This is a genomic window from Sphingomonas sp. MMS24-J45 (assembly GCF_044881195.1).
Lineage (GTDB): Bacteria > Pseudomonadota > Alphaproteobacteria > Sphingomonadales > Sphingomonadaceae > Sphingomonas.
The window spans coordinates 922,043-936,308 of record NZ_CP173255.1; the positions used below are offsets into that span (position 1 = coordinate 922,043).

General features: G+C 65.4%; 10 protein-coding genes and 1 pseudogene. 6 read left to right on the top strand and 5 right to left on the bottom strand.

Features of this window, described 5'->3' with window-relative positions:
* Positions 1–15: 15 nt before the first annotated feature.
* Positions 16–600, bottom strand: a complete 585-nt coding sequence (locus tag AB5I39_RS04685; RefSeq protein WP_404371799.1) for a GNAT family N-acetyltransferase — start codon at positions 598–600, stop codon at positions 16–18.
* Positions 597–2,478 (bottom strand): annotated as a pseudogene (gene sppA, locus AB5I39_RS04690) (signal peptide peptidase SppA). Before sppA ends, AB5I39_RS04685 begins: the two are co-directional and overlap by 4 nt.
* 213 nt (positions 2,479–2,691) lie before the next feature.
* Here sppA and groES point away from each other — a divergent pair.
* Together groES and groL are read left to right on the top strand one after the other, a co-directional pair.
* A complete protein-coding gene (gene groES / locus AB5I39_RS04695; RefSeq protein ID WP_404371802.1) occupies positions 2,692–2,979 on the top strand; it encodes a co-chaperone GroES in 288 nt (95 codons plus the stop codon).
* An 80-nt stretch (positions 2,980–3,059) separates the two neighbouring features.
* Complete coding sequence (gene groL, locus AB5I39_RS04700; RefSeq protein ID WP_404371804.1) at positions 3,060–4,703, top strand: chaperonin GroEL; 1,644 nt, start codon at positions 3,060–3,062, stop codon at positions 4,701–4,703.
* 224 nt (positions 4,704–4,927) lie between these two features.
* Here the strand turns inward: groL and AB5I39_RS04705 are convergent, their stop codons facing one another.
* The 3 genes from AB5I39_RS04705 to AB5I39_RS04715 form a co-directional block, all read right to left on the bottom strand.
* Positions 4,928–5,449 (bottom strand): hypothetical protein, encoded by a 522-nt coding sequence (locus tag AB5I39_RS04705; protein WP_404371807.1) that lies wholly within the window; start codon positions 5,447–5,449, stop codon positions 4,928–4,930.
* A gap of 84 nt (positions 5,450–5,533) precedes the next feature.
* Positions 5,534–6,013 (bottom strand): GNAT family N-acetyltransferase, encoded by a 480-nt coding sequence (locus tag AB5I39_RS04710; RefSeq protein WP_404371810.1) that lies wholly within the window; start codon positions 6,011–6,013, stop codon positions 5,534–5,536.
* Positions 6,014–6,118: 105 nt separating this feature from the next.
* Positions 6,119–7,198, bottom strand: a complete 1,080-nt coding sequence (locus AB5I39_RS04715) for a mannose-1-phosphate guanylyltransferase/mannose-6-phosphate isomerase (RefSeq protein WP_404371813.1) — start codon at positions 7,196–7,198, stop codon at positions 6,119–6,121.
* 191 nt (positions 7,199–7,389) lie between these two features.
* Between AB5I39_RS04715 and AB5I39_RS04720 the strand changes: the two genes are divergently transcribed.
* The 4 genes from AB5I39_RS04720 to AB5I39_RS04735 are packed head-to-tail and all read left to right on the top strand — an operon-like array spanning position 7,390 to position 14,245.
* Positions 7,390–8,778 (top strand): TIGR03013 family XrtA/PEP-CTERM system glycosyltransferase, encoded by a 1,389-nt coding sequence (locus AB5I39_RS04720; protein WP_404374010.1) that lies wholly within the window; start codon positions 7,390–7,392, stop codon positions 8,776–8,778.
* A gap of 4 nt (positions 8,779–8,782) precedes the next feature.
* A complete protein-coding gene (prsK, locus tag AB5I39_RS04725) occupies positions 8,783–10,846 on the top strand; it encodes an XrtA/PEP-CTERM system histidine kinase PrsK (RefSeq protein WP_404371815.1) in 2,064 nt (687 codons plus the stop codon).
* Positions 10,843–12,192 carry a PEP-CTERM-box response regulator transcription factor gene (gene prsR, locus AB5I39_RS04730; RefSeq protein ID WP_404371818.1) on the top strand — a complete coding sequence of 450 codons (1,350 nt, stop codon included), beginning with the start codon at positions 10,843–10,845 and terminating at the stop codon, positions 12,190–12,192. The genes prsK and prsR overlap by 4 nt, the downstream gene beginning before the upstream one ends.
* Positions 12,176–14,245: a tetratricopeptide repeat protein gene (locus AB5I39_RS04735; protein ID WP_404371821.1), complete on the top strand. Its 2,070-nt coding sequence runs from the start codon at positions 12,176–12,178 to the stop codon at positions 14,243–14,245. The genes prsR and AB5I39_RS04735 overlap by 17 nt, the downstream gene beginning before the upstream one ends.
* Positions 14,246–14,266: the final 21 nt, after the last annotated feature.

The window sequence follows — 14,266 nt, forward strand, 5'->3', positions numbered from 1 at the left end:
TATTAGCGTGTCACCTCACCAATCCCACACCATCCCCGTCTCGCTGAACGGCTTGGGTTCCATCGGCGGCATCGTCGCGTCGTTGAGTTCGCATTGCCAGAAGCCGACATCGATCCAGCGCCCGTCCTTATGCCCAATTTCGCGCAGCACCCCGGCGCGGCGAAACCCGACCAATTCGTGCAACCGGATCGAATGATCGTTCGGCAGCGCAATCACCCCGATCGCATGGGTAAACCCCTGCGCGCGGACGGTATCGATCAGCGCGTCGTACAACTGCCGCCCATTGCCACGCCCGGCGGTACCCTCCAGCAGATAGACCGTCGTCTCGATCGTGTAGCGATACGCCGGACGATCGCGAAACGCCGAGGCATAGGCATAGCCGAGCAGTTCCCCGCCCTCCGCCGCGGTCGCGACCAGCCACGGATATTTGCCCTCGGACGACGCCATCCGCTGCCGCATCACATGCTCGGTCGGCGCCTTCAATTCGAACGAGACGGTGCCGCGTTCGACATAGGGCTTGTAGATCGCCGCGATTGCGGCGGCATCTTCGGGCGTCGCCGGGCGGATCGCGATCCGCGTGGGTGCGGGATCGACGCTCACAACCCGATCCGCGCCAGTACCAGATCGAACAGCCGCGCATCACCACTGCGCGGCGTATTGCCGCCCAGGCCGTCGCACTCCAGGCAGCGCGCCTGGATCGCCGCACCCGTGCCGATCCGCTTCACGTCGCCCAGCGCGCGGGCGAACACCGCGCGGCGCTCGGCGGCCATCCGCGTGAAGGCATCGCCCGCCGACTTGTCCTCGTCATCCTTATTCGAATCGAGGATCTGCGCGAAGAATTTCGCCCAGGCGCTCGGCTTCTTTTCCAGATATTCGGCATGGACGTCCTCGGGCTTCAGGCCCGCGCGCTTCGCCGCCTCGGCAACCGCGTCGTTCAGCCCGCCGAAGCGATCGACCAGGCCGATCTGCCGCGCCGTACCGCCATCCCACACGCGGCCCTGGCCGATTTCATCGAACTCGCGTCGTGCTCAGCTTGCGCGCATTCGCCACGCGGGTGATGAACTGGCGATAGCCATTCTCGATCCCCGACTGGAAGATCGCGTCGGTCTCCGGGTTGGTGCCGCCGTAAATATCGGGCTGGCCCGACAGCGGCGTGGTCTTCACGCCATCGGTGGTCAGCCCGATCTTCTTGAGCGTATTCTCGAAGGTCGGAATGATGCCGAAGATACCGATCGACCCGGTGATCGTCGTCGGCTCGGCGAAGATCACGTCGCCAGCGGTCGACACCCAATAGCCGCCCGATGCTGCGACGCTGCCCATCGAGATCACGATCGGCAATTTCTGCGCCTTCGCCTCCTGGATCGCACGGCGCATATCTTCGGACGCGAGCGCCGAGCCACCCGGCGAATCGACGCGCACGACCAGCGCCTTCAGATCCTTCTTGGCGAGCGCGTCGAGCATCAGCTTGACGATCGTGTCGGACCCGACGCTGCCGCCGTTCGATTTGCCGTCGACGATGTCGCCCGCGATCGTCAGCACGCCGATCTTGCTGCCGTTGGTGGGCAGGGGATTGTCGGCGACGTAGGTGTCGTATTTGATCGTCTTGAAGCTGCCCGCGACCTTCTTGTCGTCGATCCCGGCAATCTCGGCGACGCGCTTGCCGAAGTCGAGCCGGGTGCCGAGCTTGTCGACCAGGCCGGCATCGAGATTGGCCTTGGCGATGTCGCCCTGTGCGGCGGTGATCACCGCGCCCGGCGTGGTCAGGAACGGCTGGAACTTCGCCTTGGGCCGCGCCTTTGACACGGCCTCCTGCCAATTGGCGAACAGCACTTCGTACAGCTTGACCACTTCTTCCTTGGCCTCGGGCGAGGCTTCGGTGCGGGTGTAGGGCTCGACGAAGGACTTGTACTTGCCGACGCGGTAGACGTGCGCATTGACGCCGAGCTTGTCGATCAGGCCCTTGTAATAGAGCTGCGATCCGCCGGGCCCCATGAACAGCGTGCCACCCATTGGGCTCATCCAGATTTCGCTGGCATTGGCGGCAAGGCGATAGGCGGAGTCGGTGTAAGCGGTGGCGTAGGCCAGAACCGGCTTCTTCGCATCGCGCACGCGGCGGATGGCGTTGGCGACCTCATCTACCGCCGCCGGATACCCGCCGCCGAAGGAATCGAGGTCAAGCACCACGGCCTTGACGCGGTCGTCCTTCGCCGCCTTGTCGAGCGCGCGTACTACGTCGCGCAGACGGAATTCGCTCGGCATCCCGCCGCCGCTGAATCCGGAAAACGGATCGGCGTCTTGCGTCTGCTCGACGATCGCGCCGTTGAGTTTCAGCACCAGCGCGCCATCGCGCACTGCGACCGTGGTCGGTTTCGCCGAAAGCCCGGCGAACAGAAGACCGAAAAACAGCAGCATCGCGATCAGGACGAGCGCGTCCTTGATGCCCACCAGAATCTTCCACGCGCCCCGTACGAGTTTCACTTGGCCGCTCCTTGCTTGGCGCAAATATACCCTATCGCTAGGGCAAGCCTCGGTACGAGTAAATGCGTGTTGCGTCCCTAATACGCAGATTTTTTCTGACTGACGGGGCTGGCGGAGCGGTTGACGATGGCACCGCGCGACATCATATGCGCCGTGCTGGCACTCACCAAGGGCGAGTGCTAACAACCGTTCATAAAGAGAAGGACTTCGCGCATGAACTTTCGTCCGTTGCACGACCGCGTCCTCGTCCGCCGCGTAGAGGCAGAAGAGAAGACCGCAGGCGGGATCATCATCCCGGAAACCGCCAAGGAAAAGCCGCAGGAAGGCGAAGTCGTCGCCGCTGGCACTGGCGCTCGCAACGATGCCGGTGAAATCCACCCGCTCGAAGTGAAGACCGGCGACAAGATCCTGTTCGGCAAGTGGTCCGGCACCGAGGTCAAGATCGACGGTGAAGACCTGCTGATCATGAAGGAAAGCGACATCCTCGGGATCGTCGGCTGACCTGACCTGCGCCCGGCACCTGGAGTGCCTTGCGGGCGCAACTTTCGTCACTTTCCACCTTCAATCTGGAGTTAGCCATCATGGCAGCCAAGGACGTAAAATTCTCGCGTGACGCACGCGAACGCATCCTGCGCGGCGTCGATATCCTCGCCGACGCAGTCAAGGTCACGCTGGGGCCGAAGGGCCGCAACGTCGTGATCGACAAGAGCTTCGGTGCGCCGCGCATCACCAAGGACGGCGTCACCGTCGCCAAGGAAATCGAACTGAAGGACAAGTTCGAGAACATGGGCGCGCAGATGCTGCGCGAAGTCGCCTCGAAGACTAACGACGTCGCCGGCGACGGCACGACCACCGCGACCGTTCTGGCGCAGGCGATCGTCCGTGAAGGCATGAAGTCGGTTGCCGCCGGCATGAACCCGATGGACCTGAAGCGCGGCATCGACCTCGCCGTCATCGAAGTCGTCAAGGACATCCAGGCACGTTCCAAGCCCGTTTCGGGCAGCCATGAGATCGCCCAGGTCGGCATCATCTCGGCCAATGGCGACACCGTCGTCGGCGAGAAGATCGCCGAGGCGATGGAGAAGGTCGGCAAGGAAGGCGTGATCACCGTCGAGGAAGCCAAGGGGCTCGAGTTCGAACTCGACGTCGTCGAAGGCATGCAGTTCGATCGCGGCTATCTCTCGCCCTACTTCATCACCAACCCCGAGAAGATGTCGGTCGAGCTTCAGGATCCCTACATCCTGATCCACGAAAAGAAGCTGTCGAACCTGCAGGCGATGCTCCCGATCCTGGAAGCCGTAGTTCAGTCGGGCCGTCCGCTGCTGATCATCGCCGAGGATATCGAGGGTGAGGCGCTCGCCACGCTCGTCGTCAACAAGCTGCGCGGCGGTCTGAAGATCGCAGCGGTCAAGGCACCGGGCTTCGGCGACCGTCGCAAGGCGATGCTGGAAGACATCGCGATCCTGACCAAGGGCGAGATGATCTCGGAAGACCTGGGCATCAAGCTTGAGTCGGTCACGCTCGGCATGCTCGGCACCGCCAAGCGCGTCACGATCGACAAGGACAACACCGTCATCGTCGACGGTGCTGGCGATGCCGAAGCGATCAAGGGCCGCACCGATGCGATCCGTCAGCAGATCGAGAACACCACGTCGGATTACGACAAGGAGAAGCTCCAGGAGCGTCTCGCGAAGCTGGCTGGCGGCGTTGCCGTGATCAAGGTCGGCGGTTCGTCGGAAGTCGAAGTCAAGGAGCGCAAGGACCGCGTCGACGACGCGCTGCACGCAACCCGCGCAGCCGTTGAAGAAGGCATCGTCCCCGGTGGCGGTACGGCGCTGCTGTACGCGACCAAGGCGATCGAAAACCTGACCGGCGCGAATGAAGACCAGACCCGCGGTATCGACATCGTCCGTAAGGCGCTGACCGCCCTGGTTCGCCAGATCGCCAGCAATGCGGGCCATGACGGCGCCGTCGTCTCGGGCAAGCTGCTCGATGGCAACGACACCTCGATGGGCTTCAACGCGTCGACCGACACGTATGAAAACCTCGTTCAGGCCGGCGTGATCGACCCGACCAAGGTCGTCCGCACCGCACTGCAGAACGCAGCGTCGGTCGCTGGCCTGCTGATCACCACCGAAGCGGCGATCAGCGACACGCCCGAAGACAAGCCAGCCATGCCTATGGGCGGCGGCGGCATGGGCGGCATGGGCGGCATGGACTTCTGATCCGAAGGGCGGCCGTGGCCACGCTGGCCACGGACTCGCCCGAGGACGGACGGCGGGTCGGCGACATTAGTCGTCGAACCCGTCCGACGAGATCACGGCTCTGCCGGGATCGTCCAAACCACCCAGCCCCAAAGCTGGTCACAAAACGAAGGGCCGGGGATCACTCCCCGGCCCTTTGTCGCATTTCGCACGGGCGCGCACCTTCAAGCAGGACTGACCACAGGTCAGCCGCCGGGCAGTTCCTGCACATCGTTGATCGCGTCCCGCGTCGGGGCGGCTGGAACCGGGCAGCGCCGCGCCAGGCCGATGCCCTTCAGATAGGCGCGCCGCACCGATCCGGCATAGACCGCCGCCTCGACCCGGCGCTGCTGCTTGTCGGCACCGGTCAGCACGCGCACGATACCGAGGCCGGGGATCAACGTGTTGACCGCGGTCCGCGCCGCCACCGCCGCCACTTCCGACCGCTCGCTCTTGCTCACGCCCGGCGCATCGACATCGCGACCGAGTGCCTGGTCGAGCCGCCGCACCTCTCCCGCAATCGCGGCACAGCTCCGGGTATTATCCGCGGAGTAGGGTGCCGACGCCGCGAGTTGCAGGACCTCCGGGATCTTCTGGTCCTTGATCCGCGTGTCACGCAGGGGCTGGGTAAGCGCCTTGCCGACATTGTCGTCCTGCGGCCCGCCCGCATAGGCGCCAGCCGGCGTCAGTGCCAGGATAAGGGTCGCCGTGATGAATGTCCGCCGCATGGTCGTTTCCTCCTGATTGCCCGGAGATGACGCGCGTCGGCGATGTTTGTTCCGGCTGCGCGACGATCGCCCGGAACGGCCCCTTCAGGCCGTCGGGTACAGCATCGCCACGTTACACCGCTGATACCGCGCGCCGAATTCGGCCATGATCGCCGCGTCATGGACAAAACCGGCTTTCTCATAGAGGTGTATCGCCGCAGCGCTCTTCCGGTTGCTTAGCAGATAAAGCCTTTTCGCCCCCATTTCGCGCGCTCGTGCAATGACCGCGTGGAGCAGATATTCGCCCACTTTGCGCCCACGCGCCGATTCCAGCACGCCCATCTTGGTCAGCTCGAACTGATCCTCGCCGGTTTTCTGAAGCGCGCACGCGCCGACGATACCGAGGCCCTCCGCCTCGACGAACAGGATATCCCCGCCGCGATCGATGATCCGCGCGCGGGGATTTTCCAGCACGTCGCGGTCGGTCTGCTCGATCGTATACATCGCGCCAATCCACTGCGCGTTGATGTCGTGGAAGGCCTGGGCGAGGTCGTCGCGGAACGGGTGGATTGTCAGGGCGGGCATGGGGGCAACCTATTCGAAAACCCCGCCGCGGCAAAGCCGCGTCGTCGGTCGGTGCCTGGGCACCGCCGGCCGGGCTCGCCGCTTCGCGCCCGCGATTCAGCTGCGCTAAATCTTGGGTTCGCTCGCCTTCATCTTCTCAATCAGCGCCTTCACCTCCTGGCTACGCCCACGCGGCAGGATCAGCACGTCCTTGCCGCTTGCAACCACGATCAAATCCCCGACCCCAACCATCGCGATCCGCATCCCGTCGCTGCGCACCAGGCAATTCGCGGTGTCGATCGCGATGATCTCGCCTCCTTCCTCTGTCCGATGCGCATTGCCGTCTTCATCCGCGTCGCTGATCTCGTGCAGCGCGTCCCAGCTCCCCAGATCGCTCCAGCCCATGCTGACCGGCACCACGGCGACCCGGTCGGCCTTCTCCATCACCGCATAATCGATCGAATCGGACGGTGCCGCAGCAAAGGCTTCGGCATCCGGAAACACTCGCCCGCCCTCGCGCCGCGCCGAGTCCATCGCCTGCTCGCACGCCGTCAGCATCGCGGGTCCGTGCACCGCCAGCGCCCCAAGATAGGCGTCCGCGCGAAACAGGAAGATGCCGCCGTTCCATGCATGATCGCCCGCCGCCAGCATCGCCTCGGCGGCATCGCGCGGCGGTTTCTCGACGAATTTCGCAACACGGTGGACGCCGCCCGAAATCTCCGCCCCGACCTTGATCCAGCCATAGCCGGTCTCCGGCGAGTGCGGATCGATGCCGAAGGTGACCAGCCAGCCCTCCTCCACCAGCGGCAGCGCGGCGTGAATGCCGGCATGGAACGCATCGACATCGGCGATAACGTGATCCGATGGCATCACCAGCAAGGGTGCCGCACCCCCGCCCGCCGCAATCGCCGCCAACGCAATCGCCGGGGCGGTGTTGCGACCGACGGGCTCCAGAATCAACGCCTGGGGGACCACATCAATTGCCCTTAACTGCGCCTCCACCATATCGGCGTGTTGCGCGTTCGCGACGACGATCGGTGCGAGAAAGCGTTCGCCCTGCGCGCGCTGCACGGTCAATTGCAGCATCGTCTCCGCCGCAGTCAGCGCGAGCATTTGCTTGGGCATCGCCGAGGTCGACATCGGCCACAGCCGCGTTCCCGATCCGCCCGACAAGATGACAGGAATGATCGGAGTCGAATGCGGCATGGTCAAATTCCCTTGGCTGGCAGCGCTGTAGCGCGCTTGCTCCGCAAGCGTAACTACCGTCGCGCATCTGCGATCCCAATGCTCGACGCGCGTTCAACCTTTCTTTGTCAATTTCTGCGACAGCGGCTGCGTCGGTGTCGGTTTTCTTGACAGCGGCCGTGGCAATCGAAGCCGGAAACAAGGCGCGCACGATGATCAGGGTGTTCAAACACTATATCCCCAATGCCGTGCTGCTGCTCGGCCTGTTCGATCTCGTCCTGCTGATCGCGGCGGGCGAGGTCGGCTATCTCGTGCGGATGGGGCAAGTCGAATTGCCGACGACGCCGATCGCGACTCGCGTCCCGCAACTTCTCACCTTTGCCGGCAGCGTTGAATTGGCGATGATCGCGGTCGGCGTTTACGGCGCGGGCGCGTTGCAATCGCTCCGCTACGCGACCGCGCGACTGCTGGTGGCCGTGTCGCTCGGCGTCATTTTCCTGAGCGTGATCTATTTCCTGCTGCCCGCCGCAACGTTTTGGCGCTCTAACCTGCTCTATTCGATGGGTATCGCTGCGGTTCTGCTGATTGCGCTGCGCGTCCTGGTCGGCAAGCTGATCGGCGGGCAGGCGTTCAAGCGTCGCGTCGTCGTGCTAGGCGCGGGCGCACGGGCTGCCCGGTTGAAGGCGCTGGCACAGACGCCCGGCGCAGGTTTCGTCGTAGTCGGTTATATCTCGATGAGCGAACCCGCGCGCGTCATCCCCGAGGCGATCGCGCGCGATGCGATCTACAATCTGGCCGACCATGTCGTGCTGCTCAACGCCAGCGAAGTGGTGCTCGCGCTGGAGGAACGCCGCAACGCGCTGCCGCTCAAGGATCTGCTGCGGATCAAGACGACCGGCGTCCACGTCAACGAAATCTCGACCTTCCTGGAACGCGAGACGGGCCGCGTCGACCTGCAAAGCGTCAACCCGAGCTGGCTGATCTTCTCCGACGGATTTTCGAGCGGGCGGATGCTGTCGAGCATTTTCAAGCGCCTGTTCGACATCATCGCCAGCGCCGCGTTGCTGACGCTCACGCTGCCGCTGATCCTCGTGACCGCAATCGCGATCAAGCTCGAAAGCAAGGGGCCGGCCTTCTATCGCCAGCGCCGGGTCGGGCTGTACGGCGTCGGCTTCGACTGCATAAAACTGCGCTCGATGCGGCAGGACGCCGAGGTCGCTGGCCAAGCGGTTTGGGCGGAAAAGGACGATCCGCGCATCACACGCATCGGGCGCATCATCCGCAAGCTGCGGATCGATGAACTGCCGCAGACCTGGTCGGTGCTGAAGGGCGAGATGAGCTTCGTCGGCCCGCGGCCCGAGCGCCCGCAATTCGTCGAAGATCTCGAGCAGCAGCTCAATTATTATGCCGAGCGCCATATGGTGAAGCCCGGCATCACCGGCTGGGCGCAGATCAACTATCCCTATGGCGCGTCGATCGAGGACAGCCGCCAGAAGCTAGAATACGACCTCTATTACGCGAAAAACTATTCGCCGTTCCTCGATCTGCTGATCCTGTTGCAGACGATCCGCGTGGTGCTGTGGCCGGAGGGGGCGCGCTGAAGCGATGAGCGGCCCCGCGACCCTGATCCTGTGGAGCCACGCGCTCGCGGCGCTGCTGTTCGCGGGTGTGGCGCTGACCCGCCTGCGCGCGGATGCCGTGACCGCAGGAACCGCGCTTCCACGCCTCACCTTCGTCATCGCGCTTGGCACCACGGCATTGTGGGCACTGGCAGTCTCCGGCATCGGCGCAAGCGACGTGGTCACGCGGATGGCAGAGGCAGCGCGCAATCTCGGCTGGCTCGGCTTCATGTATGCGCTGGTGCGGCGCGACCGGCGTGGTGAAGAGCATCGCGCGGTCGCGATCATTTACGGTGTCGTCGCGCTGGTCGTGCTGGTCGGCGCAGGATTGTCGATGATCGAGGAAGCGGTCGGCGCAACCGCAGTCCCGCAGCTCGCAGCAGTCGCGGTGGTACTGCGCATGATGGTCGCGATCGGCGCGCTGCTGCTGGTCCACCATCTCTACACCGCCGTCGCGCCTCGCGCCCGCGGCGGCATTCGGCTCGTGGTCGTCGCGCTGTCGGCAATGTGGGGGGTCGATCTGCTGCTTTACGCAGCGCTCTATGCCAGCGACGGAACGCCGAGCGCGCTGCTCGCCGGGCGCGGCTGCGTGATGGCGCTGGCCGCCCCGGTCCTTGCGATCGCGGTGCAGCGCAACGGCGACTGGACGCTGCATCTGTCGCGCACCGTCGCGTGGCAGACGCTCTCCTTTGCCGCGACCCTGCTCTATGCGGCGCTGATGCTCGGCGCGACTAGCATGATTGCCAGCGTCAGCGGCGAGAATGCGCGGCTGTGGCAAACCGCCTTCGTGTTCGGGTCGACCGCGGCCGGCCTGACCATCCTGTCCTCGCCCTGGGTAAAGGCGTGGACCAAGGTCAAGGTCGCCAAGCACCTCTTCCGCCACCGCTATGATTACCGGGTCGAATGGATTCGCTTTACCGACACGCTTGGGAAGCCCGATGGGGCGGCGCCGCTTGACCAACGGATCGTCAAGGCGGTCGCGGATCTGACCGATTCGCCCGCAGGCCTGTTGCTGGTGCCCGATGGCACAGGCCTTGGCGTTGGCGCGGGATGGAATTGGGAAGCCCCGAGCGCAGTCAGTGATGCGAGGCTGGTGGCTTACCTTTCGGCCAGCGGCCGGATCATCGAATTGGACAGCGTCCGCAACGACAGCGCCGAGCCGGTCGAAACGGCGAGCGTGCCGATGTGGATGCTCGATGCCGATGGCTGGGTGCTGGTGCCGCTCCTCCATCTCGGACGTTTGCAAGGCGCGATCCTGCTCGCCCGACCGCTGGTCGACCGCGCGCTCGATTGGGAGGATTTCGATCTGCTGCGGATCGCCGGGCGTCAGGTTGCGAGCTATCTGGCCGAGGCGCGCGCGCAGGAAGCACTCGCCGAGGCCGAGCGCTTCGACGAATTCAACCGCCGCTTCGCCTTCATCCTGCACGACATCAAGAATCTGGTCAGCCAGTTGACGCTGGTCGCGCGCAATGCCGAGCGTCACGCCGACAATCCCGCCTTTCGCGCCGACATGGTGGCAACCTTGCAGGATTCGGCCGGGCGGATGAACGATCTGCTCGCCCGCCTGTCGCAGAACCACCGCGCGCGGGGCGAAGATCTGCGCGCAGTCGATCTGCTGCCGCTCGCCGAACAGGTTGCCGCCCGCCGCCGGGCGCTCCACCCGATCGTCGTCGTCGGCACGCCAGACGTGCGCGCGCAGGCCGATCCGGCGCGGCTCGAACAAGTGCTCGGACACCTGGTCCAGAATGCGATCGAGGCGAGTTCGGCAACCGAGCCGGTCACCATTGCCGTGCGGATGGAGGGCGAGACTGCGACGATCGCCGTGGTCGATCAGGGCTGCGGCATGAGCCCCGCCTTTCTGCGCGACCAACTGTTCAAGCCGTTCGTGTCGTCCAAGCCAGGCGGGTTCGGCATCGGCGCGTTCGAGGCCAAGCAACTGGCCGAAGCGATGGGCGGCAGCGTCGCCGTCGACAGCCGTCCCGGCGACGGCACGGTTTTCCGCGTGATGCTCCCGGCGGCACGCGCGCTCACGCTGGATCGGGCGGCATGACCAACAAACCCAAACTCCTGATCGTCGAGGACGATCTCGGCCTGCAGCGCCAGCTTCGCTGGGCCTATGAGGGCTATGACGTCATCACGGCAGTCGACCGCGCCACCGCGATCGATGCGGTGCGCGCCGAGGAACCGGCGGTCGTAACGCTCGATCTCGGCCTTCCGCCTGACCCCGACGGCACGACCGAAGGCTTCGCCACGCTCGCCGAAATTCTGCGGATCAAGCCCGATACCAAGGTCATCGTCGCCTCCGGCCACGGCGCGCGGGAGAGCGCGTTGCAGGCAATCGCCGACGGCGCCTGGGATTTCTACGCCAAGCCGATCGACATCGACGCGCTCGGCCTGATCGTCGCCCGCGCGTTCCACGTCCATGCGCTGGAGGCCGAGAACCGCCGCCTCGCCGCGCGCGGCACCGGGGCCGGGCTGGGCGGCATGATCACCGCCGCGCCCGAAATGCTGAAGGTCACGCGCACGATCGAACGTGTTGCGGGTGCCGATGTGTCGGTGATGCTGCTCGGCGCGAGCGGGACGGGCAAGGAATTGCTCGCACGCGGCCTGCACGACGCCAGTCCCCGCAGCAAAGGCGCGTTCGTAGCGATCAATTGCGCGGCGATCCCCGAAACGCTGCTAGAAAGCGAACTGTTCGGCCACGAAAAGGGCGCGTTCACCGGCGCGGTGAAGACGACCGAGGGCAAGATCGAACAGGCGCAGGGCGGTACGCTGTTCCTCGACGAAATCGGCGACGTCCCGCTGCCGCTCCAGGTCAAATTGCTGCGCTTCCTGCAGGAACGCACGATCGAGCGGATCGGCGGGCGCAAGGCGATTGCGGTCGATACGCGGATCGTCTGCGCGACGCATCAGGATGTCGACGCGATGGTCGCGGCTGGCAGCTTTCGCGAGGACCTCTATTACCGCTTGGCGGAAATCGTCGTGCGCATCCCGTCACTGACAGAACGCAGCGGCGATGCCGTCCTGCTCGCCCAGCATTTCCTCAAAAGCTATGCGAAATCGATGCACTCCGGCGTCACTGGCCTGTCGCCCGATGCGCGCGCGGCCATCGCTGCGTGGGGCTGGCCCGGCAATGTGCGCGAACTCGAAAACCGCATGAAGCGCGCCGTGATCATGGCCGAGGGCAAATTGGTCACCGCCGCCGATCTCGATCTGGCGGAAGGCGAGGCCGAATCCCCGATCAACCTGCGCGCCGCACGCGAAAGCGCCGACCGATCCGCCATCGCCCAAGCCCTCGCCCGCGCCGACGGTAACATTTCCAATACCGCTAAGCTGTTAGGGGTTAGCCGACCAACTTTATACGACTTGTTGAAGAGCTATGACCTCCATGCATAAGTTTCTTGGGCGTAAGTCCTTCTCCCTTGTCATCGGCGGGATCGCCGCCGCGACCAGCTTAACGCTGCTCGCCTTCGCGACGACGGCCCCGGCCCAGGCCGATGCCGCCACCGCGCGGAACGAACTCGCGCTCAGCGTCACCACGCTGAAGGCCGGGAACTACAGCGCAGCACGCAGCCATGCCCAGGCCGCGGTCAAGGCCGATCCGAGCTGGGGCCTCGCCCACGCCATGCTCGCGCGCAGCTTCCTCGCGCTGGGGGACGGTGTCGCGGCGGAGGGGGAACTCGACCGCGCGCGCGACGCCGGGTTCGATCCTGCGCGTACCCATCAGCTCTACGCGCACGCCTGGTTGCTGCAGGGCGATGCCAAGCGCGCCTTTGACGAAGCCGTGAAGGCCGGGCCGGCCTATTCCGGCTATGCGATCCGCATCGGCGCACGCGCGCTGGCGGCGCAGGGCGACAACGCCCGCGCGCAGGCCGCGCTCACCGCGCTCCTTGCCGATGCGCCGAAAGACAGCTTCGCTTTGTCCGATCTGGCCCGCATCAAATACACCGCAGGCGACATGGCCGGCGCGATCGGCGCGGCGCAACATGCGATCGACCTCGATCCCAACAATGTCGAAGCCCTCACCCTGCGCGGCGAATTGGTGCGCAGCCAATATGGCCTGGTCGCCGCCCTGCCCTGGTTCGAAAATGCGCTGGCGCACGACGCTTATTATCACCCCGCGCTGATCGATTATGCCGCGACGCTCGGCGATGTCGGCCGCTATGCCGACATGCTCGACGCAACGCGCAAGGCGCTTGCCGCACGGCCGGGCAGCCCGCAGGCGCTGTATCTGCAAGCCGTGCTCGCCGCGCGCGCAGGCAGTGACGATCTCGCGCGCTCACTGATGGAACGGACCAAGGGCCAGCTCGGGGCCACCCCGGGCGCGCTGCTGCTCGCAGGCACGCTCGCCTATAAGGCCGGTGCCTACCAACAGGCGATCGACACGTGGCGTACGCTCGTCGGACAGCAGCCGACCAACATCGTCGCGCGGCGCTTGCTCGGTGCGGCGCTGCTCCGCTCGGGCGATGCGCGCGGCAGCCTCGACGTGCTGCGCCCGGTCGCGCTCCGTCCCGATGCCGACAGCTACACGCTGTCACTCGTCGCACGTGCGTTCGAACAATCGGGCGAGCGCGATTGGGCCGCGAAATATCTCGATCGCTCGGCCATGCCGGAGGTGGTCGGATCAAGCCCGTTCGGCAGCGATGACGGCTTGCCCGAACTCAGCGAAGCCGCCGCCAACGCCCCCGACGAGCCGGTCGTGCAGCTTGGCCTGATCCGCGGCTTGATCGATGCGGGCGACACCGCCGCGGCGCTGTCGCGCGCGCAGGCGCTGGTGCGGCTCACCCCCGGCGCACCGCCCGCACACATCGCGCTGGGCGATACGCTGATGGCGATGAACCGCTATGGCGACGCCGCCGATGCCTATCGCCACGCCGCCGACATCCGCTTCGACGAACCGACGATGCTCCGCGCGACCGATGCGCTCGATCGCGCCGGGCGGCGCGCGGAAGCCGCGAACGTCCTTGCGCTGTTCCTTTCGCAAAACCCGCAGAATGTAGCGGCGCTGCGCCTCACCGCGCACTGGCAGATTGCCGGGGGCGATTGGGATGCCGCGATCGAGACGCTGGAGTCCTTGCGTCAGCGGATCGGCAATCGCGACGCCGCTTTGCTCGCCGAACTGTCCTACGCTTATACCGGCGATGGCGATGCCGACACCGGCCTCGTCTATGGCAAGGCGGCCTATGCGCTCGCCCCGATGAACCCGGCGGCGAGCGATGCCTATGGCTGGGCGCTCTACACGCAAGGCAAGAGCGAACCGGCGCTGCAATTGCTGGAGAAAGCCGCGTCGATCGCGCCGGATCATGCGGTACTGCGCTGGCATCTGGGGCAAGCCTATGCCGATCTCGACCGCAAGACCGAAGCCGCGACGCAAATTCGCGCGGCACTGGCCGATCCACGCTTCGAGGATCGCGCGGTGGCGGTCGCAGCGTTGAAGGTGCTTGGCTAGCGATACGCGGAGTCTCGCGCT